The sequence below is a fragment of the Membranihabitans marinus genome, assembly GCF_021729155.1.
GTDB classification, from domain to species: domain Bacteria; phylum Bacteroidota; class Bacteroidia; order Chitinophagales; family Saprospiraceae; genus Membranihabitans; species Membranihabitans marinus.
In genome coordinates this window covers 18,790-44,410 of the sequence record NZ_JAJQYA010000003.1, presented here as the reverse complement: position 1 = coordinate 44,410, position 25,621 = coordinate 18,790, and the positions used below count along the sequence as shown (strand labels likewise).

The 25,621-nt window shown below is 39.6% G+C and carries 14 protein-coding genes; 6 read left to right on the top strand and 8 right to left on the bottom strand.

All coding sequences use genetic code 11. The annotated features are described in order from the left end of the window. Positions 1-10 precede the first annotated feature (10 nt). Positions 11-3,337 carry a DEAD/DEAH box helicase gene (locus LVD51_RS02660; RefSeq protein ID WP_236969638.1) on the top strand — a complete coding sequence of 1,109 codons (3,327 nt, stop codon included), beginning with the start codon at positions 11-13 and terminating at the stop codon, positions 3,335-3,337. Between the two features lie 1,093 nt (positions 3,338-4,430). Here the strand turns inward: LVD51_RS02660 and LVD51_RS02655 are convergent. From LVD51_RS02655 to proB, 5 genes are all read right to left on the bottom strand, one after another. Further along, a complete protein-coding gene (locus LVD51_RS02655; RefSeq protein ID WP_236969637.1) occupies positions 4,431-5,309 on the bottom strand; it encodes a DUF4249 domain-containing protein in 879 nt (292 codons plus the stop codon). A gap of 9 nt (positions 5,310-5,318) precedes the next feature. Continuing rightward, the gene (locus LVD51_RS02650; RefSeq protein ID WP_236969636.1) at positions 5,319-7,652 is read right to left on the bottom strand and encodes a TonB-dependent receptor plug domain-containing protein; all 2,334 of its coding nucleotides are present in this window, start codon (positions 7,650-7,652) and stop codon (positions 5,319-5,321) included. A 75-nt stretch (positions 7,653-7,727) separates the two neighbouring features. Then, positions 7,728-8,390, bottom strand: a complete 663-nt coding sequence (locus tag LVD51_RS02645) for an outer membrane beta-barrel protein (RefSeq protein ID WP_236969635.1) — start codon at positions 8,388-8,390, stop codon at positions 7,728-7,730. Positions 8,391-9,189: 799 nt separating this feature from the next. Continuing rightward, entirely contained in the window at positions 9,190-9,822 is a 633-nt protein-coding gene (queE, locus tag LVD51_RS02640; protein WP_236969634.1) for a 7-carboxy-7-deazaguanine synthase, read from the bottom strand. A 222-nt stretch (positions 9,823-10,044) separates the two neighbouring features. Beyond that, positions 10,045-11,139, bottom strand: a complete 1,095-nt coding sequence (gene proB, locus LVD51_RS02635) for a glutamate 5-kinase (protein WP_236969633.1) — start codon at positions 11,137-11,139, stop codon at positions 10,045-10,047. Positions 11,140-11,723: 584 nt separating this feature from the next. Here proB and glyA point away from each other — a divergent pair. Together glyA and LVD51_RS02625 are read left to right on the top strand one after the other, a co-directional pair. Continuing rightward, positions 11,724-12,998 carry a serine hydroxymethyltransferase gene (gene glyA, locus LVD51_RS02630; protein WP_236969632.1) on the top strand — a complete coding sequence of 425 codons (1,275 nt, stop codon included), beginning with the start codon at positions 11,724-11,726 and terminating at the stop codon, positions 12,996-12,998. Positions 12,999-14,910: 1,912 nt separating this feature from the next. Further along, positions 14,911-15,981: a metallophosphoesterase gene (locus LVD51_RS02625; RefSeq protein ID WP_236969631.1), complete on the top strand. Its 1,071-nt coding sequence runs from the start codon at positions 14,911-14,913 to the stop codon at positions 15,979-15,981. A gap of 5 nt (positions 15,982-15,986) precedes the next feature. Here the strand turns inward: LVD51_RS02625 and LVD51_RS02620 are convergent, their stop codons facing one another. Next, a complete protein-coding gene (locus LVD51_RS02620; protein WP_236969630.1) occupies positions 15,987-16,397 on the bottom strand; it encodes a 6-pyruvoyl trahydropterin synthase family protein in 411 nt (136 codons plus the stop codon). Positions 16,398-16,500: 103 nt separating this feature from the next. Here LVD51_RS02620 and LVD51_RS02615 point away from each other — a divergent pair, with 103 nt between their 5' ends. Genes LVD51_RS02615 through lpdA form a run of 3 tightly spaced genes read left to right on the top strand, consistent with a single transcriptional unit; the run spans position 16,501 to position 20,453 of the window. Further along, positions 16,501-17,598, top strand: coding sequence for a DNA polymerase III subunit (locus LVD51_RS02615; RefSeq protein WP_262912710.1), 1,098 nt, complete (start codon positions 16,501-16,503; stop codon positions 17,596-17,598). 29 nt (positions 17,599-17,627) lie between these two features. Continuing rightward, positions 17,628-19,025, top strand: coding sequence for a PSP1 domain-containing protein (locus LVD51_RS02610; protein ID WP_236969628.1), 1,398 nt, complete (start codon positions 17,628-17,630; stop codon positions 19,023-19,025). Positions 19,026-19,046: 21 nt separating this feature from the next. Beyond that, positions 19,047-20,453: a dihydrolipoyl dehydrogenase gene (gene lpdA / locus LVD51_RS02605; RefSeq protein ID WP_236969627.1), complete on the top strand. Its 1,407-nt coding sequence runs from the start codon at positions 19,047-19,049 to the stop codon at positions 20,451-20,453. Between the two features lie 2,142 nt (positions 20,454-22,595). Here lpdA and LVD51_RS02600 read toward each other — a convergent pair. Next, positions 22,596-23,450, bottom strand: a complete 855-nt coding sequence (locus LVD51_RS02600) for a glycerophosphodiester phosphodiesterase (RefSeq protein ID WP_236969626.1) — start codon at positions 23,448-23,450, stop codon at positions 22,596-22,598. Between the two features lie 87 nt (positions 23,451-23,537). Continuing rightward, a complete protein-coding gene (locus tag LVD51_RS02595; RefSeq protein WP_236969625.1) occupies positions 23,538-25,370 on the bottom strand; it encodes a sulfatase-like hydrolase/transferase in 1,833 nt (610 codons plus the stop codon). Between the last annotated feature and the right edge of the window lie 251 nt (positions 25,371-25,621).

Genomic DNA, 25,621 nt, shown 5'->3' with positions numbered 1-25,621 from the left:
TTTGTAATTCATGAAAAAATACATCCAAAATATATACCACGATGGAATTCGTTCCATCCTCAATTCTAAAGACAATAATAGTGAAAAATATTATTTATTGTACGACATTACTTTGTTGCTATTGTCCCAGATCACCAATGAACTCAACCACCCCAGTGTGGAAATAAAGCTCAACCACTATGTACAATTCACTCATGTATGCAACCATTATAATCTACCTAACAAGCTGAGATTTGCTTGGTTTAAAATATTATATGATCATCGGTCAACCCACCAATTAAATGACGAAAAAATGGAAACAGTCTTCAATAATTTATTGTGGACTTCCATTCATATTTACCAACATTTATCGAATAATACATTCAATATAAAATTAGACCGAAGTCTAGACGAGCCCGACGAAGCGTTTTGGTCACCTCGTCCATCTGCCCCCTCCATTCCACTCGCCCAGGTAGTTTTATTTGCCAAAAAATCAGAGACACAACTCAGTTATCACGGATATTGGATAGATCGATATGGGGAAGAAATCGTTGTTCGTCCCTCCTTACTAATGGAGACCAACAACCAAGTCAAAGCTCTAAAGTTAATGGATGTGGAAGTCTACCTGCCCATTAATACACACCTTATTAATTGTAGCCATGTAGAAAACGAATTACATCCATCGGCCATTGTATTCTCCCCCGACCACCTCATTGATATTACCGCCATTGCCAAGTGTTTTACCCCTTTTGGAGAATTGATCACCAATTATTTCATAGGCAAGATCCAAAGATATCGACCGAGTGTGCATTTGCTGATAGGGAATGCTGTAAATATGATGTTGGATGAACTTATATACGATGCCGACCAAAGTTTTGAAACCCTTTGTAAAAATCTTTTTGCCATCAATGAAATGGCTTGGACAGCCTACAATGACGACGAAACCAGATCTATCCTCGAAACCATTCATCAACACTACCTCCACCTCAAAGGAGCCATTGTAGAAGAGTTTCCTCGATATGGAATTGATCCTCAATATTGTATTGTAGAACCCAGTTTTTTCTCTCCTCAATACGGGCTTCAGGGAAGGCTGGATTTGCTGTATGAACACCCCCAGTTTCCCAACCAAAAAGTGATTGTAGAATTGAAGAGTGGAAAAACTTTCCGGCCCAATTCATATGGACTCAATCATCCACATTATATCCAAACCCTGCTCTATGATTTATTGGTTCAATCCGCCGATGAAACCGATTTGTCGGCGACCAACTACATCATGTATTCGGCGGAAGAAAAGGATATTTTACGTCACGCTCCCGTGATCAAAAACTGGCAATACGAGGCCTTAGGGATACGCAACAACATCATCATATTGGAATGGCAGTTGGCCCAATGGACGAAAAACAAACGCAATCTTTACGAAGTTTTACAGGGGTTGGACGAACATTTGGTGGGCTTTACGGCTAGAGATCGGTCGGACTTTTACCAATCCTATGAAAACTGTAGTACAGTTCAACGAAAATACTTCGATGCTTTTTTCACCTTCGTCACTCGAGAGCAAATCCTGTCCAAACTGGGCCAGGTATCTGAGGACAGACAGGGGCAATCCAGTCTGTGGACACAATCGTGGAAATCGAAAGATAGACAATACAACCTCCTTGCCGACCTCGTAGTGGAAGAGGATGACAGCAGACAGGCCAATCCATTGGTAAAATTTAAAAAATCGGCCAATACCCACCCACTGGCCAATTTTAGAGTGGGCGATATCATCTTGACCTACCCCAGCTCTCGGAAAGAAAACCCCCACCGTGGCCAGGTCTATCGCTGCACCTTACTCGAAATCGATGAGGATAGCATTACCATTCGATTGCGGGCACGACAATATCACCCCATTTTCAGAAAGGGTTCTCAGTGGCAGATCGAACGCGACCAACTGGACAGTTCATTTCATTCTATGTATCAATCACTGGCCGAAATACTGGCTATCGATCCACAACACAGTGAGGTAATACTCGGCCTGCGTCAACCTCAACCCAGTAGATGGATTCAGCCATACACATACAACGACAAAATGACTTCTATACAGAATGAGATTCTAGAACAAATGCTGAATAGTGGTGATTACTATTTACTTTGGGGACCTCCTGGCACGGGAAAAACCAGTGTCATGCTCCATCAATACGCAGCCATTAGAACCAGATCATCGAAAACGAGGTTGCTAATCTTGGGCTATACCAATCGAGCGGTAGATGAAATCTGTGAATCACTGTTACAAATTCCCCATATACAGAAAGATCAAATCACGAGAATAGGATCCATGTATGGAACTCATCCCCGATTTCGCTCTTTGTTATTGAGAGAAAAAACAACTCAAATAAAGAACAGAATCTCTTTAAAAAATCTTCTAGAAAACACGAAAATAGTTTGCGGAACCATAACCAGCATTTCGGGGAAACCTGAGTTATTTGACCTCATCCGATTTGATCAGATTATAATCGATGAAGCGTCCCAGATCCTCGAACCCGGGCTTATAGGATTACTGTGTAAAAATATTCCCTATATCTTAATCGGTGATCACAAACAACTGCCCGCAGTAGTTATTCAATCCGAATCCGACTCCATGGTTGTAGACAAGGAGCTCAATAAAATTGACCTTAGGTATTTGACCAATTCCTATTTCGAGAGATTATACAGTCTTAATCTCAAGAATAAATGGCATCACTCTCTCGGCGTCTTAAAGCATCAGGGAAGAATGCATCAAATTTTAATGGATTTTCCGAACCAACAGTTTTACAATGGCATCTTAGAGATTTTGCCTTTTAACAATGACCATCAATGTCAACCCCTTCCGGAGTTACCTTCTACTCATGAGAATGATATAACACAAATTTTACTTCATAGAAATGTGTTTATTCCGACCATAGAAAAGAATGCCGACCATCCCAAGATCAACAAAGAGGAAGCTCAAAAGTGTTTAGCGATATTGACCTTTTTACACAGTGAACAACCCGATATCGACTGGAGGCAAGTGGGTATAATTACTCCGTACAGAGCGCAGATCGCTCAAATAACCCATGCGTTAAACGAGGCCAAATTCCAAGCCGAAGGATTGACCATTGACACGGTAGAGCGATATCAAGGTGGAGCAAAGAACATTATCATTATATCGTATTGTGTCAATAGCCTTTCTCAACTCCACATGCTCAATCAATCCATCACATCTGAGGGTATCGATCGCAAACTTAATGTTGCGTTGACTCGTGCCCGACATCAAATCATATTTTTGGGCAATAAGGAATTGTTGATTCAAAACCAGATGTATCGACAGTTGGTGGAACAGTATTTTGAAATCGAGTTATGACTGAACGTAGTTGCCCTTTAGGGCAACCAAAGGTCGTAAATCGACCTTTGGTGAAGATGACTGAACGAAATACGTAGTATCCAATCGACTAAATGTCGATTGGGTGAAGGAACCGAAACCTCCGTGTTTCGGGTGGGTAGGCCACTGTGCCGAGGCGTGATTGCCCCGTAATTCGATAGGTTTTTAGCCACTGTGCCGAGGCGTGATAGCAATGTAATTCGATAGATTTTAATCCACCATACCGAAACCCGATTAGAATGTAAATCTATAGAATTTTACTTAATAATATTATGTCGTCCTTTCAGGACTTCTTTTCAAGGTGACAATTATTTCATAGGGTTTCACCCTATGCTGACATATTTCGCCCTTTCAGGGCTTTTCTAAGCTTGAATGACGTAATCTCATTGTAATTCGATATGTATTTTAGCCACTGCGCTCTGGCGTGACTGCAACGTTGGCAGTAGAGACGCAATGCCTTGCGTCTCCCAACAGAGTCGAATGAGACGCAAGGCATTGCGTCTCTACGTTAAGGCGTGACTGCCCTGTAAATTGTCAGGCATTTATACCTCTGGCTCTGGCGTGTGATTGCAACGTAAATCTATTACCGGATTATAATTTAAAACGGCAAGCTTTTCTTAGGTCGAGACAATGACCTCATAACTTCCGTCATGACCGTATGTACACGACATCTAATGTCCCCCGCTGGCGGGATGACCGAATGCAGTTGCTCTTTAGAGCAACCAAATGCCCTTAATGGGCATTTGATGAGGGAACCGGAGCCACTGGCTCCGGCTAGGCATCAATAAGATTTATACAGATTTCCACTGTGCTGCGACGAGACTTCATTAAAATATATGACAGGAGACGCAAAATCTTGCGCCTCTACAAAATGGCGAGACAGTAATGTAATTCGATAGGTTTTTAGCCATTACGTTCCGGCGTGACTGCCCTGTAAATCGTCAGGCATTTATACCACTGTGCTCCGGGTGGGTTTGCAACGTAAATATATTACAGGACAATTAGTTAAACGGCAAGCTTTTCTTAGGACGAGACAATGGCCTCATAGCTTCCAGCATTATACATGTAATTCGTATTACTCAAGTTTTACCAATATCTCCTCCTCAGTATACAGACCAAATACACCGTGATTTCCCGAAATGTTGGAATAAATAGGTTGAACCACCTGATAAATATCTTCTCCAGATGATAAATACTGACTCGCATCCTTGGAAAACAAAGCCAATCCCTTAGAATAATAGGTGACATCTATAAGAACATAAGGTGCATAAAATACGACTTCATTTTCCATGTCGTACTGTTCGGGATTTATCAGAATAGTCACCGGTTTTTCATCCCATGTTACCGCATCCGGGATTTGCATTTGTCTTATTTTATTCCTGAATGACTTACTTGACAAATTGACCAAATTGGAATCCAACAGTGAAGTGACAATAGAATACCCTTCAATAGGTTGATCTACTTCCCCTAAGATAATCTGTACAAAAACTTTTTGAGAGTCAGAAACAGACAGTATTTCATCATCGAGTATATTAGGTTGAATAGGCAACTTCTCTATCGCAGACTGATACTCCACATTTAAGTCTAGATCTCTTACCCAAAGACTATATCCTTCAGTGGATTTGAGGTCTATTTCCTCAGGAGCTAAACTAAAAGATCCAATTGAATCTTCATTAAATCGATATTTTTTTTCACCAGACACCAAGAGATATACTTCAAGACTAGGTAGATTGGGGACTTCGTCTTCCAATCCGGACAAAGGGCGATTGTATTCTATATTCACCAAAGCACCACTCTGTGGGCTTGCTATCCCGTATATCATTAAATGAGGTGTATATACAAGGGGATCTAATGGAATCGTAATGCTTTTATCACAACTAGATAATGCTATCATACAAAAACTCAAAAGGAAGTACATCCTAATATTTAAAGGTCGTTTTATTAAATGCTTCATTTATTTCTATTAAAGTTCAAATCCTATATTGAATGAAGGAATAATGGGTAAAAATCCGTACACTCTCAATTGACCATCTTCAGTAGGTGATACTGAAAAAGGATTAACCTTATCATAAACATTATACACACTCAGCCCAAACCACTGTCTTTTCCCCCTGCGTTTACTCACCCACTCCCTGTCCAAGCCAATATCCAACCGATGGTAGGCAGGCATTCTATAGTTGTTTAATGCTGTTATAACAGGATAATTAGGTGCTACCACATCGTTGTTTCCTGCCACAGTCGAAGAAATGGTAAATGGACGACCACTTTTATACGTCCATTGTCCAGACAACTTATAATCCTTCCTAAACTTCCATATGACCAATGCATTAATATTGTGGCGATAATCGAAGTCAGCAGCAAAGCTTTTTCCACCATTTAAGCTGGGAAATCGAGAGGTAGAATGTGCATAAGTATAGGCTAGAGATCCATGCAACTTACCCTTGGTCTTTTGCATCAACACTTCCACTCCATAGCTATTGTTTTTCCCTTGAGTATGGAAATAATCGTAAAAGTTTGCAATGGAATGCACTTCGTCTCGTGATGCTAGAAATTTGGATAGGTTATTTTGTTGCTTATAAAACAATTCTATATTTAACTCATCAACCCAAGTATTGAGTGATTTAAAAAAACCGACCGACCACTGATGAGATTGAGCCGTCGGCAACTGACTATCCGACGTGGTATAAAACTCTCGATATCCTCCTTCCGAATTGGTATACCCCATTAATAATAGAGACTGTTGTTGCATATTATAAACAGCATTCAACGATGTGGATTTATCTAGATGAAAGGATGTCATTATTTTGGGCTCGGGCAAGATCTTAGAAAAAGATTGATTTTGAAAATACGGGAGGCGTATACCAACTTTAATCTTCCACTTAGGATTCAAGGTGTAATCAAAATCTGAAAAAATAGAAGTTGTTTTCACCCCATCATTCTTAATATTTCCCTGTAGGGCAAAGTTTGTCGTTTTTACATCTAACAACTCCTCTGTTTCAGACCGATCTGCCGACACCTTATATTTTCGTTTCTCATAATTCACTCCATAATTCAATCTTATCCTATTAGACAGATCACTTTGTCCAGTTATACTTATTTTTTGTGATTCTATAGCACTTCCCAGATTTTGTCGATTGATTGAGACTAAGTCTAGGACTTCATTACGAGTAAAATCATTAATCAAATCAATGGTATCTAGAGAGGTATCTAAATATTGATGTTCATACTCACTCCAACTGACGTGTGCTTTCAATGTCGTATTATGATTGGGGTAATAGCTGTAATTCAAGGCAAGGGCAGTATTTGCCACCCTCCTTTTTTCTTCTGCCACACCGGCTCGAAGATTTTCATAATAATGGATTCTATCTTTACTAAAAATCCCACTCAATGCAAGACTGTGTTCATCGTTAATTCTAGCATCGATCCGACCATTGAAATCGTTGACGATAATGTTGGTCATTGACCCACTTTTATCCCGTTGCGCTTTTCTCAAAAGTGGCCCTGTAACCAAATCGATCATGGATCTCCGCCCTCCAAAACTATAACTGACCTTGTCTTTCCACAACGGCCCAGTAAATTTGGCCTTTGAGTAGATCAGGCCTAAATCTATCATTTGTTCATGTTCTTTAAAATTGCCTTGTGCAGAATGGATATTCATCACTGATGACAACCTTCCCCCGTATTCTGAAGGCCAATAACTCTTGTAAAAATCAACAGTACTGACCATATCTGAATTAAACATCGATATTATTCCACCTGCATGGTTGACATTAAACAAGGAGGCATTGTCGTATAAAATAAGATTTTGATCTTGATCTCCCCCTCTTACAAATAAGTGAGCATAACCTTCTCTGCCTTCGCTAACACCAGGCAAGAAGGTGATGGTCTTCATTATATCTGCATCACCAGTCATGGAGGGCACAGAAGTTAAAAATTCTAAAGGGATATCTTGGTAGCCTTGCGCAGCTCTTTTGTGATGGGCTTCTTTGCCAAATATAACTATGGCCTCCAATTCTTGAGCTGACAATGGTATGTATATTATATCGAATTGATTTTCAACCACCCATATACTGTCTCTATATCCGACATAGCTTATTTTTATAGTATCTTTTACATGAAGATCTAATTGAGCTCTTCCGGACTCATCGGTATTGACAATGGTCTTTCTGGTTTTGTTTTCAACATATGCCAAGTATAAAGCCTCCCCTGTTTCAGCTGCAGTTACTACAATAGATGTGGATTGACCCCAGGCTACAAAAGGCATGGCCATCCACCATACAAGTAGATATTTTCCCATTGATTTAATTTAAAAAAAGTACCGAAGACAAATTACTCCTGCCCTCAGTACTTTATGTTTATTGTATAATAACGATTATGGATTCAATCTGTAATTGAGATTAAAAGAAAAACCCAGCTCTCTAAATTGTATATTATCTATATATCCTGGATTATAAAGCCTAGAATTGATGTCGTTAAATACCTTCGCATCCAATCTTATTCTATCAGTTATTTTCCCGTAAACCCCTGCATGAACACCAGCTATTGACTTGCGATAGCCTGATATAGATTCATCCGTAGCTTGTATCGCAAACAGTGCCAACCTTTCTTCATTGCTGGATAAGCGAAGATTTAGGTGCCCTCCAAATAAAAGGCCCAACCGCTCATAGACATTAAAATCAAGGGTTAAAGGTATTTTGAGAAAATGGCTCCTGATCTTATTGGGCTCAGATTGCCAAATAACGTCATTGCCGTTTTGCCCTGATACATCCCAATCGGGCAAATAACTTTTAAAGCCCGAATAACTCCACAACATGCCGAGTTGAAGCCCCAACATTCCATCTTTTCGAAACTTTGTTGAAGCCATTACTCCCGCGTTGACTAAATAATCGGGGTTGATTTTAATTTGGTGATGATCTGAAAAATATTGAACCATGGAAGAAGATCCACCACCAACAACGGCATCGAGCTTTATTTGAGCCGATAAATTAACGGTAGCATAAAATCCGAATAATAATAGAATAAATATTTTCTTCATTTTAAAATATTAAAGTGGATTAATTTTATTTAGTCAGCACCAATGGACGATATTAACATAAAACCCCTTAGTCCTGTTACAACTAGCTATTATAAATCTTACAGCCTATATATTTTTGGTCAAAAAAATCCTGATATCCAATGACTTACTACAATTAACCAAAGAACCAATATCCAAGTTTATAGTACCTAGTTTATTTACCACCAATTGACAAAAGCACTAAACACCCAACCATAGTCAATTTGTTGTTTGATTCACAAACACGTCATATATATTATAAAAAAAATCAAACCGAATATAAATGATTGATCAAACTCAGAGAACCAACACAACAACTTTATGCAAAGAATAACATTTAGGTATTAAAAAATTTAATTTATTAGTTTATTAGTTTATCAGTTTATCAGTTTATCAGTTTATCACCAAACTAGTTTACTAATTCAAAAGCATAACTAAAAATGTAAATCTAATTCAGAATAATTAAAAACACACAACACTATAAATATATTTTATACAAAAAAAACAACAACTGCAATTAAAAAACATTAATTAAAAATGTTTATATTTTAATATATAAAACAAATTTTATTAAAATAAAAGAAACACACAAGACTATTTAATAAACACCCCCAATATTCACTTAGTTTAAGAATATTAATTACATATATAAAAGTAGCCGACCACAGTTTCGTGACGAGAATGAATAATTTGATTGGAATTTGGCCGAGGCATGACTGCACCATAAATCCTATAGATAAACATTAATAGGATGCGTGATTGCATTTTTAATTCGGATAGACTACTTAATATCCAATATTTTATGGGTCTGCAAACTCAATCGCCACTTGGGATGAGCCATACAATATTCCATACAGGCCTTGATATTGGCAGCTTGATCTACATTGTCCATAGGAGAAAGTAAAAAATAGTCGAAGTCTAAATCCTCCCAATCACTGGGATCCATATTCCCTTGGGGGTAAACCAATTTCAATTCGTTGCCCTTGCGTTGCTCAATAACAGTATTTTCTTTGGGGCTCACACAGATCCAATCGATATCAATGTCGATCGCTATGGTTCCATTGGTTTCAATACCCACCTCAATACCACGCTGATGAAAGGCCTCGACCAATGATTTATCCAATTGCAACATGGGTTCTCCGCCCGTACATACCACATATTTATATTGACTGTCCTGGGGAAACAACTTATCCACATGGTCCACTAGGGCTTGTGCATCCTTAAACTTACCGCCATTTTCGCCATCGACACCCCAAAAATCAGTATCACAAAATTGACAGATGGCCTTGGAACGATCTTCCTCTCGCCCCGACCATAAATTACATCCCGAAAATCGCAAAAAAACACTGGATCTACCGGAATGGTGACCTTCTCCCTGAAGTGTATAATAAATTTCTTTGACACTATAACTCAATACCCTAGTACAATTTAAAGACTGATTAAAAATGCAAAAATACAAGAAATAAGCGAGGATTAGATTGTTTTTTATCACACCATTTCAAGCCAACAACTTCGCCAGTGACAATGCCATTCCGCCAGACCTCTATTCAAACCAATGAGAATATGGACATCTGATAAAATCTCCAACCAGTTAGACCACTTCTTCCTCAATCCGGTTCAAGGACAAATAACTGCGCTATTCTATCTCCACAGCATCATCTTCCAAAAACAGATAATCATAATGAATAAGTACTTTCTGCTGTTGCAATCCCATTCTCTCTTCGGCCTTTTGGGAAGGATATTCCGCAATACCTAAACCGATAACACCGCCATTTTCATCAATCACTCTGATAATGTCACCCTTTTCAAAAGGATGATTGATGGCGATGACACCTACGGGCAACAAACTGGTTGCTTTGGCTGACAACAAGGCTTCCCTAGCACCGTGATTTACCACTACTTCGCCATTGGTAAAATGCCCGGCATGAGCCAACCATTTTTTCTTTCCATTTGTAGGTTTCGATGGATGAATTTTGGTATGAATTAAATTTTCGTTCAATAGATTTCGCAGCACGTCTTTCTTCAATCCATTGGCAATGTGTACCGCTATGCCCAACTTGGCGATTTTCTTGGCCATATTTGCCTTGGTAATCATTCCTCCCCTGCCAAAAGACGATTTTTCATTTGAAATATAATCGGTGACCACAAAATTTAATGGATCGATATCTTCCAACAATTGGGCATCAGAATGTCGTGGATCTCCATTATATATACCATCGACATTGGTCAATATAAACAAGGCATCGGCTTCCACCATTGAAGCGATCAAACCCGCCAGTTCGTCGTTATCGGTAAACATGAGCTCGGTCACGGCCACTACATCATTTTCATTGATGATCGGAATGACATCATGCTGTATCAAATGGGTGATGCACTGCCTCATATTGAGATAGTGTAATCGATCTCTAAAATCCTCCTTGGTCACCATGACTTGAGCACATTGAATACCAGAAGGCTCAAAGCGCTGCTGCCAAGCCTGAATTAATTTTACCTGACCCGTTGCCGCCCATATCTGTCGATTGGCCACGCTGTTTTTTTTGTCGGTAGACAGATTAAGACTGCGTCCAAAAGCCACCGCACCAGATGAGACCAATACGACCTGCACACCTTGCTCAACCCATTCGACCACCTGCTCAGTCAAATGACTCATCCTTTCCAAATTGGGTAAGCCATCGGATTGTGTCAATACGTTGGATCCAATTTTAATAACTACTTTTCGATAGTTGACCATGACATCATATATAATTGTGGGAACAAAGGTAGGAAGTAAAAATATAGAATTTAGAATAAATTTCTAATCATCATTCATTCGCCAATGCCATTTTTAATTCAATTGAAAATAGAAAGACTCAACTCCAATCAGACCGAAAGATCACGGTCACAACATAGAATCTTATACGAAATACATTTTATAATGACGGAAAAGATTTCGAGAGTATTTGAAGTTTGACGAGGCTAAAAACACAGGCATAGCCGTAGCTACGGCGAGTATTTTAAACGAAGTAAAACTTCTAATAAATCGAAAGATTACCGTTAATTATAAATGTAATTCGTATTATATGGAAGGATCACATTAAAGTCTAACATTCATTAAACAAATTCAAACAATAAACAAATCTCTCCTCAGCCTCTTGAGCAATAAACCAAAGATCCTTGAATAATAGTACATGACTCTCTAAAGGTGGATTTTGACAGACTTATACGAATTGCACATTAAAAATCACAGTCTTACAGGATATTTAGACTATAATCTCAAGGCAAATTAAGATAAAAAACATACCTTTGCACCTCTAAAAATTTATGAAAAAATAATAAATGAAGGATCCTGTAATACAACAATTAATCGAAGATGAATTAAGCAGACAGAGGCACGGAATCGAATTAATCGCTTCCGAAAATTTTTGTAGCCTCGATGTTTTGCAAGCGATGGGAACTTGCCTCACCAATAAATATGCGGAAGGCTATCCCGGAAAGCGCTATTATGGTGGTTGCGAGGTTGTCGATCAGATTGAGCAATTGGCCATCGATCGATTAAAAGAATTGTTTGGTGCTGAATATGCCAATGTTCAGCCTCATTCAGGTTCTCAAGCGAATGCTGCCGTTTACTTAGCTACATTGAAAGCAGGCGACACTATTTTGGGATTTGATCTATCTCATGGCGGACACCTAACCCACGGTTCTCCAGTTAGTTTTTCAGGTAAGAACTATCGCGCTGTACACTATGGTGTTGAAAAAGAAACCGGCATCATCGATATGAATAAAGTTCGGGAAAAAGCCATCGCTGCTCAACCGAAACTCATCATTTGCGGTGCATCTGCCTATGCCAGAGATTGGGACTATGAGACATTTAGAGCCATAGCCGACGAAGTAGGTGCTTTATTGATGGCCGATATCGCCCACCCAGCTGGATTGATAGCCGCGAAGAAACTTAACGACCCTATGCCACATTGCCATATCGTCACCAGTACTACGCATAAAACATTGAGAGGTCCACGAGGAGGTATTATCATGATGGGTAAAGATTTTGACAACCCTTGGGGTAGAAAAACAAAGAAAGGAAAAGCCATTAAGATGTCTGCTATTTTGAATAGTGGAGTATTCCCAGGCATGCAAGGAGGTCCATTGGAACACGTTATTGCCGCCAAAGCAGTATCTTTCCTCGAAGCCTTACAGCCTTCTTTTGCCGACTATGCCGATCAGGTAATTGCCAATGCCAATACTATGGCAGAACAATTTATCGAAAAAGGATATCAGATTATATCTGGAGGTACAGACAACCACGTCATGTTGATTGACTTGAGAAACAAAGGATTGACCGGTAAAGATGCTGAGAATGCATTGGTTAAAGCCGATATCACCGTCAACAAAAACATGGTACCTTTCGACACAGAGTCACCTTTTACCACTTCAGGTATTAGAATAGGCGCCGCCGCTGTTACCAGTCGAGGATTCAATACCGACCAAAGCAAAGATATCGTAACATGGATTGACAAAATTCTTAGCGATATTAAAAACGAAGACAATATTAAAACCATTCGAGGAGAAGTGAATGAATACATGAAACAGTTTCCACTTTACCCTTCTTTATAGATACAACGATCGGGCTAAGCTTCAAAACTTAGCCCTTTTTTTGGGGGATAAGTCAAAATCGACAGCCAAATTCGACAGTCAAATTCCCTTCCATTGGACGATTGTCTGACTTGTCAGACAGGTGGTTCGAATGAATAAAAAATAAATTTTAATATTTTCTACAGAATTTCCAAACTACCCCGTCAGTAAACTGACAATCCTCCAAAGGAGGGGAATTTTCTAAATTGACCGAATAAAGTTGCTCTATTGAGCAACCAAATGCCCTTAATGGGCATTTGGCGAAGATGACTGAACGAAATACGTAGTATCCAATCGACTAAATGTGAACGAGCAAAATACGTAGTATCCAATGTCCTGAACATGACTGAATGCAGTTGCTCGAAGAGCAACCAGATGAACTAAATCTAACTGAGTAGGGTCCGCAGGACCATTGGTAGTCAATCTACCAATGACGAAGGCACCAAAGCCACTGGCTTTGGGTGGGTAAGCCGGATGAAGGAGCCACGACCACAGTGTCGTGGGTGGGGAAGCCAGGGCGAGTGAAGTCGCAGCCACTGTGCTGCGACGAGACAGCATTTAAATTGATAAGTATTAAATTTCATTTTTCAATAATAATATTAAAGTTGAAGGAACCGAAACCTCCGTGTTTCGGGTGGGTAGGCCACTGTTCCGAGGCGTGATTGCCCTGTAAATCGTCAGGCATTTATACCTCTGGCTCCGGCGTGATTGAAACTAATTCGTTAGGTTTTTAGCCATTGGCTTTGGGCAAACCAATCTAATATAACTAGAGAAAGTCCTGAAAGGACGTAGTCTAATAGCATAGGGTGAAACCCTATGAGAAGGATGCCTACCTAGAAAAAAGTCCTGAAGGGACGAGGGAATTCATTTCTATCGTCAGCAAACATCATTTTCTATCAAAATCAAAAATTGCTGTGAATTGAATGATAACATGAATAGTGATGCTCATGGATTTGTCACACTTTTTTGCCAATCTATCCTATTGTATCATTTCAGGGAATGAAAAGATATGATGTATTGGTGTCAGAAAATTGACAATGCAAAAAGTCCGCCAAATCAATTTAAGATCATATCCACCCCCGCCTTTCGGGCAGTCCCGCCAGCGGGATGACCGAATGCAGTTGCTCTTTAGAGCAACCAAATGCCCTTAATGGGCATTTGATGAGGGAACCGGAGCCACTGGCTCCGGCTAGGCATCAATAAGATTTATACAGATTTCCACTGTGCTGCGACGAGACTTCATTAAAATATATGACAGGAGACGCAAAATCTTGCGCCTCTACAAAATGGCGTGACTGCCCTGTAAGTCGTCAGGCATTTATACCTCTGGCTCCGGCGTGATTGCAACGTAAATCTATAGAATTTTACTTATTAATAATAGGTCGTCCTTTCAGGACTTCTTTTCGAGATGACAATTATTTCATAGGGTTTCACCCTATGCTGACTTATTTCGTCCTTATAGGACTTTTTTAAGCTTGAATGGCTTGATCTCATTGAAATTCGATAGATTTTTAGCCACTGGCTCCGGCGTGATTGCCCTGTAAATCGGCAGGCATTTATACTCCTGGCTCCGGCGTGATTGCAACGTAAATCTATTACAGGATTATAATTTAAAACGGTAAGCTTTTTTTAGGACGAGACATTCTAATATTTCCTGCAGAATTTCCAAACCACCGTCAGTAAACTGACACCCCTCCAAAGGAGGGGAATTTTCTAAAATGACCGAATAAAGTTGCTCTATTGAGCAATACAAAATCCATTTGAAACAATTTCACAATTGACTTAAATTCCCACAACCTACCATTATCAAATTTTTAATTTCTCAAAAACAACCTCCTCCCCCTCTCAAATACTCCGCAATTATTCTATTTTTGAGAGAACCGTAAATAATACAATGATGAGATTCACTACTATATTCTCCATGGTCATTTTTGTTTATTCTGCCATGGCTCAGCCTTCTGATTACCAGCCTCTTCGTCTCTCTCAACCAGATTCTTGGTCTCTAGTTATTCTTCCCGACCCCCAGTCCTACGTCAAATATGAACGAAATCAAGGGATCTTTGATATAATGACGGCTTGGATAGCTGAAAATCAAGCTCAGCTAAACATTCAAATGGTATTGTGTACAGGGGATTTGGTCGAACAAAACAACATTTTAAAAGGTGATGGCAAAAATGGCAATCAAAGTAGTCTCAATCAATGGAGGGCCATCGATCGATCCATCTCGCGATTGGATCATGTAGTTCCCTATGTCTTAGCGGCCGGCAACCACGATTTTGGCTATAAAAACATTGAGAATCGACATAGTTTTTACAATAAATACATTACCGCTGATCGAAATCCACTCAACGAAAATCGCCTGCAAGAATATTTTTATTCAACCGATGGCATGCCGACCTTGGCCAATGCTGCTTTTGAATGGATAGATCCCAACAATATTCCCTATTTATTTCTCAATTTAGAGTTTGCTCCCAGAAATGCCGTTATAGAATGGGCTAAAGAAGTAGTCGATCGTGAAAAATATCAAGACCACCGCGTCATTGTACTTACCCATTCCTATATGGATGCAAAAAACAAACGCAGAGTCTCTGAATCTTATCCGGTGACCGACGGCAATTACGGCGAATCTATGTGGCAAAAACTCATTTATCCCGCCGACAATATAGTAATGGTCATTGCCGGCCATATCGGTAAACCCAATGATATGAAAGGCCATACAGCCTTTGCTCAGGAGAAAAACCACAAAGGACGACAAGTCACTCAAATGGTATTCAATGCTCAAGCCCTAGGCGGTGGATGGCAGGGCAATGGTGGCGATGGTTGGTTGCGTTGTCTAGAATTTTTACCCGATGGACAAACCGTTCGAGTCAACACCTACTCGCCTTATTTCGGCCTATCACCTTCAACCCAGCATTTGGCCCATGATACCGCAAGCTATAGTCAATTCAGTTTCCAAATAGAATAATCGCTTTAATCCGCTGGGAATTCTGCAAAATTTCTAGGGGTCTCAGACAATCGAATTTTTAGATCCATATTGGGATCCAAAACTTTTCGCAATCGCTGATAAATCACCACACATAGATTTTCTGTAGTAGGAGGACTATCTCTAAATTCCTCAAATTCAATATTTAGGTTTTTGTGATCAAAATATTCTTCCACCTCTACCTGAATGATGTCCTTTAAATCTTTGAGGTTAATAAGCATACCGGTTACGGGATCCAATTCCCCCGTCACCTTTACTTCCAACTCATAATTATGACCGTGGAAGTGTGGATTGGCACACTTGCCAAAAACCTCATTATTCCTTTCCTTACTCCAGGAATTAACATATAATTGGTGGGCTGCATTAAAATGCCCTTTTCTTATCACCGCTATTCTCATTGAAAGTCGCTATTTTTGACAAAATTATATTGTATCCGTTTAATTTGGAAACAACATAATACAAAAAGTTCTAACTTAGTTTAATAAATTATAAAAATATAATCTGAATATTCAATCATCCATAGAAACCCAGTCGACGAGACAGCTCATCCACAAGCAAATGCAAAGGGACAGAGCACCTCATGCCATCCTCTTTTCCGGACAAGAAGGAAGGGGGGTGTTTATGGAAGCATTTTACTACACCCTTACCTTGATGTGCCAGAATCCACAGCCAGAACCTTGCATGACTTGCAACAACTGTAAGCGCACTGTTCAATGGATTCATCCAGACATTCATGTTACCTTCCCCACATTTGGCAGGGATCAAACTAGTAAACACCTTTTGACTCAATGGCGTTCCTTTATTCAAGAAAGAGATTACATTACTTTTCAACAATGGGCTCAATTTATCAAAACGACGAGTAAGCCCAATATCTACATGAAGGAATTTCAGGATATTGTACAGACCTACCATTTAAAAACCTACGAAGGGGGTAAAAAAATATTCTTTATCTGGGGAGCCGAATATTTGGGCAAAGAGGGAAATAAGCTGCTCAAAAGTATTGAAGAACCTACGGACAACACTTATTTCATCTTTATTACTTACAATAAGAGTGCAATACTGCCCACGATCTTGTCTAGGCTTCAACACATCGATGTTCCCAAAGCCAATGACGAGTCCATCATTCAGTATTGTATGGATCGCAACCTGGGCACTGAGCATCAAATTAAGGAGGCGGTTTATTTAGCCGATGGCAATATTGCCGATGCCTTGGACATGATTGAACAACAAAATTTTCAATTTTCAGAGTATTTACTTTCCGGATTGCGAATGGCCATCAAAAACAATGGACCGGGCATGATGGCTTGGGCAGATCAGGTTCAAAAGCTCAACAACAGTGAATTTTTATTTTTCTTAAAATATCAATTGCACTTCCTACGAGAAACCATGGCCAGCAATTATCGCGATAAATATGTGAAAAAACTATTGCGAGATGAACAAAAGGCCTCAAACTATTTGTTAACTAAGTTAACTGCCATGGATTTTATCCCCATGGTGCAAAAAATGAATACATATATAGAATCGATGAGACAAAATGCAAATAAAAAAATATTAGCTGCAAATCTTATCTTAGATTACAAGGATTTAATTAGAAAATAATTTTAACTCAATATAAATGATAGGAAGATATGGGATGTGAATCATGTGGAAGTGGAGATGGAAAACCAAAAGGCTGTAAAAGCAATGGCGACTGTAGCACCGGTGGCTGTAATAAACTAAATACTTTTGATTGGTTAAAAACCTACGATATAACTGATGTTGATGGATACAATGTAATGGAAGTAAGCTTTAAAGCTGGCTCTCATAAATATTTTTATACCAAACCCGACCACTTAGATGTGGGTACGGGCGATATGGTTGTCGTAGATACGGGCAACGGTTACGATGTGGGACAAATCAGCTTAAGTGGTGAATTGGTCCGACTGCAATTGAAAAAGAAAAATATATCGCAAAAAAACAGTTTTAATAAAATAGTCAGACTGGCCACTGAAAAAGATATTTCCAGTATAGACAAAGCCAGAGATGTTGAAAAAAATACCTTGGTTCGAGCGCGAGCCATTGCCAGATCACTCAATCTTGATATGAAAATATCAGATATCGAATATCAAGCCGATTTAAAAAAGGCGACATTTTATTTTATCGCCAACGGTCGGGTGGATTTTAGGGAATTGATTAAACAATACGCTCGGGAATTTCATATTAAAATCGAAATGCGACAAATTGGAAGTAGACAGGAATCTGCTTTGGTAGGGGGTATTGGCTCATGTGGTCGAGAACTCTGTTGTTCTACTTGGCTTACCAATTTTTCTTCTGTTACTACATCGGCAGCGCGATATCAAAACTTGGCCCTCAATCAATCCAAACTGACCGGGCAATGTGGTCGATTAAAATGTTGTCTAAACTATGAATTGGACACCTACATTGAGGCTTTAAAAGATTATCCATCCAAGGCTCGATTTCTTAAAACCAAGATGGGCAAGGCAGAATTGATTAAGACCGACATTTTCAAACGGATTATGTATTACAGTTTGGTCGACAAAATGGGAAAAACCACTATTCTCAGTTTATCACCAGAAACGGCTAAAAAAATTAACGCCGCCAATAAAAAAGGTGAATTCCCAGATAAATTTGACGAAATAAAAATTGAAAATATATCGACGGAAGAAGATGAAGAAGTTGAATTTGAAGAAAATTTAACCGGTATTATTGAGTTACCCGATGAGAAGAAGAAGCGAAACAATAGAAATCGGTCGGGGAATCAAAAAAATAGAAGATCGAAAAACAACAACCGTCGATCCAACCGTCCCAATAAACCAAAGACTTCTGGTCAAGGAGACGCAGACTCCAAAGGCGGTAAGACAGCATCGGGAAGCAAGGAGGACAATAGCAATGCTCCAAATAAAGACAACAGAGGAGGCAAGCCGAAATCTAATAACAAGAGAAGGAGCAGGCCAAGTAATAGATCGAAAAAATCGGGTAAACCAGAGAGTAAACCCAATACTGAAAATAAAAACAATAACTCTTAAAAAACTAAATCAGATTATACTATGACATATGATGTCTCCATTATCGGTTCAGGCCCCGGCGGCTACGTAGCAGCAATTCGAGCAGCTCAATTGGGATTTAAAACCTGTCTTATTGAAAAATACGATACCTTAGGGGGTACTTGCCTCAATGTAGGTTGTATTCCTTCCAAGGCCTTGTTAGATTCCTCTGAGCACTTTCATGCAGCCCAACACAAATTCGAAGAGTTTGGTATAGATATAAAGGGTGAGGTTTCCGTGAATATGGAACAAATGATTAAGCGAAAAAATGATGTGGTAACACAAACTTGTAGCGGCATCGATTTTTTGATGAACAAAAATAAGGTTACGGTCTACCACGGTCATGGATCATTGGCTTCTAAAAATGAAATTAATATCACAGACGCGGAAGGCAAAGTTGAAAAGATTCAATCTACCTATATTATTTTGGCAACTGGATCAAAGCCTACAGTACCGGGAATGTTCAATTACGACAAAAAACGAGTAATCACTTCTACTGAGGCCCTTAATATAACCACAGTGCCCAAGTCAATGCTTGTTGTAGGTGGAGGAGTGATAGGATTGGAACTCGGTTCAGTATTTGCGAGATTGGGAACTGAGATCAAGGTCGTAGAATTTCAAGATAGAATTTTACCCACCATGGACAAGGATTGCAGCAAAGAATTGACACGAGCCCTTAAAAAACAGGGGTTGAAGTTCTTCCTCAATCACAAGGTAACGGCCGTTGAACCCAGTGAAGATTCAGCGAAAGTAACTTTTGAACCCAATGACGGTGGCGAAGCCATAGTAGGTGATTACGACTATTGTCTGGTGGCCATTGGTAGAAGACCGTATACCGATGGATTGGGACTAGAGAATGCTGGTATTACCCTAGACGAAAGAGGATTTATTCCAGTAAACGGACAGTTGCAAACCAATGTCCCCAATATCTATGCTATCGGAGATGTTATTGGAGGAGCAATGTTGGCTCACAAAGCAGAAGAGGAAGGTACTTTGGTTGCCGAGCAATTGGCGGGACAAAAGCCGCACATTCACTACAAGCTAATACCTGGTGTAGTCTACACATGGCCAGAAGTAGCTGCTGTTGGTTTTACAGAAGAGGAGTTAAAAGCGGAGAAGCGCGAATATAAATCGGGTAAATTTCCATTTAAGGCATTGGGTAGAGCTAGAGCCAGCGGAGATACCGAGGGTATGGTAAAAGTATTGGCCGACAAACATACCGATGAAATATTGGGTGTACATATGGTTGGGCCTAGAGTAGCTGATATTATTGCAGAAGCAGTAACGGCTATGGAATTTAGAGCATCAGCAGAAGACGTGTCTAGAATGTCTCATGCCCATCCGACCTTTACAGAGGCGGTAAAAGAAGCGGCATTAAATGCCACTGACAACAGAGCCATACACTTATAACGACTATTTATTCCATATGCATTTGGGACAACAACCATTAATCATCACTTTGATCAAAGTGATGATTAATGGTTGTTTTTTAATATATCCTAATAAGCCTTGAGATTCAGTGTAGATCTAGCCAATATCATATTAAAAAATTTATATATGGCATCCTTTTTGAAGTAAGAACAGGTAAAAGGAAGATTGAATGAAGACCGAGCAGAACAATTCGTTACTAGATGATTTCCGATTCTGGTTAGTACTCGCATTGATACTAATATTTTGTGCCTATATTATGAGTTTCCCTTCATAACCACTGGAAGTATTCATTATTCAATATTGTTTACCTTTTGTGGACTTCCCTGTTTCTCACTTCCTGCACCTATCTTTTACCAAATACATTTATAATTGTCGGTTATATTTCGAATTATTGTTGTAGAGTCACGACTAAATGAAGTAGTCTGAGAGACTACCAAATGCCCATTGATGGCATTTGATGAAGGAACCGAAATCACTGTGTTTCGGGTGTGAACGAATGTAGTTGCTCAATAGAGCAACCCGATGGATTAAATATCCATCGGATGTGTGAAGTCATGCCCACCGCGGCATGACGAGATTCCATACAGTATAAACAAAATTGATTTGGCGGGATTTTTGCATTGTCAATTTTCTGACACGAATACATCATATCTTTTCATTCCCTGAAATGATACAATAGGATAGATTGGCAAAAAAGTGTGACAAATCCATGAGCATCACTATTCATGTTATCATTCAATTCACAGCAATTTTTGATTTTGATAGAAAATGATGTTTGCTGACGATAGAAATGAATTCCCTCGTCCCTTCAGGACTTTTTTCTAGGAAGGCATCCTTTTCATAGGGTTTCACCCTATGCTATTAGACTACGTCCTTTCAGGACTTTCTCTTGTTATATTAGATTGGCTTGCCCAAAGCCAATGGCTAAAACCTAACGAATTACATTACTGTCACGCCGGAGCCAGAGATATAAATGCCTGACGATTTACAGGGCAATCACGCCGGAGCTAGAGGCTAAAATACATATCGAATTACAATGAGATCACGCCATTCAAGCTTAGAAAAGCCCTGAAAGGGCGAAATATGTCAGCATAGGGTGAAACCCTATGAAATAATTGTCACCTTGAAAAGAAGTCCTGAAAGGACGACATATTATTAATAAGTAAAATTCTATAGATTTACGTTGCAGTCACGCCGGAGCCAGAGATATAAATGCCTGACGATTTACAGGGCAATTATGCCTTAACGTAGAGACATGACTGAACGAAATACGAAGTATCCAATCGACTAAATGTGAACGAGTAAAATACGTAGTATCCAATGTCCTAAACATGACTGAATGCAGTTGCTCGAAGAGCAACCAGATGAACTAAATCTAACTGAGTAGGGTCCGCAGGACCATTGGTAGTCAATCTACCAATGACGAAGGCACCAAAGCCACTGGCTTTGGGTGGGTAAGCCGGATGAAGGAGCCACGACCACTGTGTCGTGGGTGGGGAAGCCAGCGCGAGTGAAGTCGCAGCCACTGTGCTGCGACGAGGCAGCATTTAAATTGATAAGTATTAAATTTCATTTTTCAATAATAATATTAAAGTTGAAGGAACCGAAATCACTGTGTTTCGGGTGTGAACGAATGTAGTTGCTCAATAGAGCAACCCGATGGATTAAATATCCATCGGATGTGTGAAGTCATGCCCACCGCGGCATGACGAGATTCCATACAGTATAAACAAAATTGATTTGGCGGGATTTTTGCCAAATTAGAATTAGTTGGCCCATCTATAATCTGACAATATCACCATCCTTATTATAATATCTGATTGCAAAAATCATGACAAATCCAGAATCATCTCTATTCCTTCTTTTTACAATGTATATCAGTCACAATTTCTAATAGAGGGAATGGATGGTTTTTTACCAATAGTAGAAAATTCCTTCGTCATGCCTGCATCATCCACAACAAAGTGGCTTTGACCTTACGAAATACGTTGCAATCACGCCTCGGCACAGTGGCTAAATACCTATCGAACTACAGGGCAGTCACGCCGGAGCCAGTGGCTCCGGTTCCCTCGCAGAAGGTCGATTTACGACCTTCTGTGCTTCGCACTTCGCTCGGTCACTTCATTCGGTTTTATATACCGGGGTATTGGGTCGAATACCCAAAGGCAATACCAATCCCATAGTCGTAGTAATATCATTGACCAAAGGAAATTGTACTCCGTAATTAAACAACTTAGTGAGTACCTTAACATCGTCGGTACAACAGTAATTTATCTGAACATCGTTGTCCTTAAGATAATCAACAATATCTTCGTATTCCTCATCGACCTCTCCCAAAAACTGCAAAAAATTCAAATGATCTCTCACAGTTATATTGGCATACAACCAATTCGGTGAACGCTGATCACCCATATTGCAAATCAGCATATCGGAAGAGACCCTTTTCGCAGCTTTAGCCGATTCAGGCCCGCAAGCCAAAAAAGCCTGATGCTGTCTATTTTGTTTTACAATCTCCTCTGCCACCAATTTACCGATTAATCCATCTCCCTTGATATGGACGTTCAACCATACATTGACAGGCATTATTTCCAAAGTCTCCGCTAAAGTGGGAATCCGTTCTCCTTTGAATTTTGCCGATTTCCAACTTCCGGCGTCCAAAGCCTTGATTTCAGCCAATGTATAATCAGATACTTTGCCCTTGCCATTCGTGGTCCGGTTTATGGTCTTATCGTGCATGATAACCAACTCCTTATCTTTGGTCAACTGCACATCAAATTCTATCATATGAGCCCCCATATCGATGGCTTGTTGAAAGGCAGCCAATGTGTTTTCTGGATGAGTTCCCATAGCGCCTCGATGTGCACACAATCCCCTAGTAGGCATTTCAATATCTTTTGCTAAAATCACACTATCTTGCTGAGGCAAAATCCCAAATGCCAAAAAACCATACAACCACAATAAGTAGGAAGAAACCATTAAAATTATCTTTTTAAAAATTACATAAATTAAGCTGCAAAGTTATTCCACTATCCAAAAACTCACCTATCCTCTTTCATATTTAACCTAGAATTTATTTGACTCCATTTTCAAAACCAAGCCCCTTGCCGATCGCACATCGTAATTTCTATTTTCTATATCATTTGGAATAATTGATTTAACGGCTGCCATGGAATTGGCCGGCACCTTGCCTACTGTATGCAATGCATTTAAAGCTTGCAACCTCGTTTTCTCATTGTCTACTGCCAAAGCTTCAGTCAATATTTCAATACTCCGATCTTGGACACCTACATGAAAAAGAGCTTCTGCTCCTCCTATTTTTACCGCCCACTCATCATCCTGGAGCAATTTCAATAAGTCAGCTTGATTTTCCATTGCCATATCAGCGTACATTATACAAGCCTGTGTAGCCCAATACTTCAGTAAATCATTATCCTCTTTCAAACACTGAATTATCGTTGACTCATCTCCCGACACCATGGCCATAATCTTGGGTAGGAGGTCTTCAATCGGATATTCATTTTCCCTTCTTACATAATCATACATTACATGCTCTCCATCTATGGCCTCTATCATAGACTCTGGATACAATCCTACATCTTTGACTTCCACCATCCAGTCTATCATGGCTTGACGCATCTCCTTTAAAACGGCTTGATAATTTTCGTCTTTGGCCAAATTGTGAATATTGTGGGGATCCGATCCCACTTCATACAATTCCTCAACATCTTTGGTTTCCCAAAAAGCCGATTGTACGGCATTTAACTCCCCTGCTTTATAAGCTTCCTCCCAAGAAACCATAGATGGTGCCCGCCATAAATATTCCAAATACTGCCCATATATCTTATGAGGCATAAAATTGAATGTATATCGAAATTCCTTGTTGCGAATTGACCTCGACATATCCACACATTCGTCCATCCGCCCTCTAAAACTATAGGCATATTCTCTTTCTTCTCCACTGTATTTACCGAGAAACGCCTGCCCCTGCATATAATCCGGTGGAGCGATTCCAGCTAAACTCAATAAAGTGGGTGGAAAATCAATAAAACTAACCAATCGATTGGTTCGCGAGCCCGGTTCTGCTCCGGCCAAATGTTGGTATTTTTCAGGAAAACGTATCACCAAAGGCACATGTAGACCAGATTCATACAGGTAACGTTTACTTCGTCCCAATACGCCACCGTGATCACTGTAATAAAACACAATGGTATTTTCCGCCAATCCACTGGCTTCCAATTCATCGAGAATGGCTCCAACTTGAGCATCCATATCTTCTACCTTGTCATAATATTGAGCCCAATCGTGTTCCATTGCCTCAGTTCTCGGATGATAGGGAGGAATAGGCACTTTTTTGGCATCGTGTCGCAATGAATCCACTGGTTTATGCACCGAGCTTTCATGGCTGGTCGTAAAATTAAAAATAGCAAAGAAGGGTTGATCTTCTTCACTTCTGTTTTTATAATGAGCAGTCTTGCCCGACTCATCCCAGACCTCTGGTTGATCTATAGTATTGTAGTCTTTCTTAGAGTTGTTACTGGTATAATACCCGGCCTCCTTCAAAAAATGAGGATAAAAATGAACCATATCCGGTATCTTATAGGTAGACCTCATATGCTGAGTACCCAATGAAGAGGGAAATATTCCAGTAATCAAAGACGATCGAGCTGGTGCACAAACCGGCGCTGTAGCAAAGGCCAATTCATAGAGCAAACCTTCCTCAGCCATCTTATCTATATTGGGCGTTGTCGCAAATTCATCACCATAAGCACCGATAAGTGGGCTATTGTCTTCGCTTACAATCCATATAATATTAGGTCGATCAACCTCTGTAACTTCAGTCGAACACCCAATTAACATTAAACCAAAGAAATAATACAACAAACCGAGTCTATTCATTTTATTTTTTTCTATAAAAATACATTATTTCATCAACAATCCATTTAATCCATCAATACATTGACAGCTTTTACCTTTTAAAAATTTACTTCCGCAATAATAGTCCTATTAAAAACCAACCTCACCACTCTATGATTGACTCATTGAAAAACCTGCTACCCTAGTAGTCTGTCATTTTAAATACCCCATTTTTAACCTTGATTCAGTATTTAAATATTTTTCTCTACAATATGTTGATTGCCCATGGACTA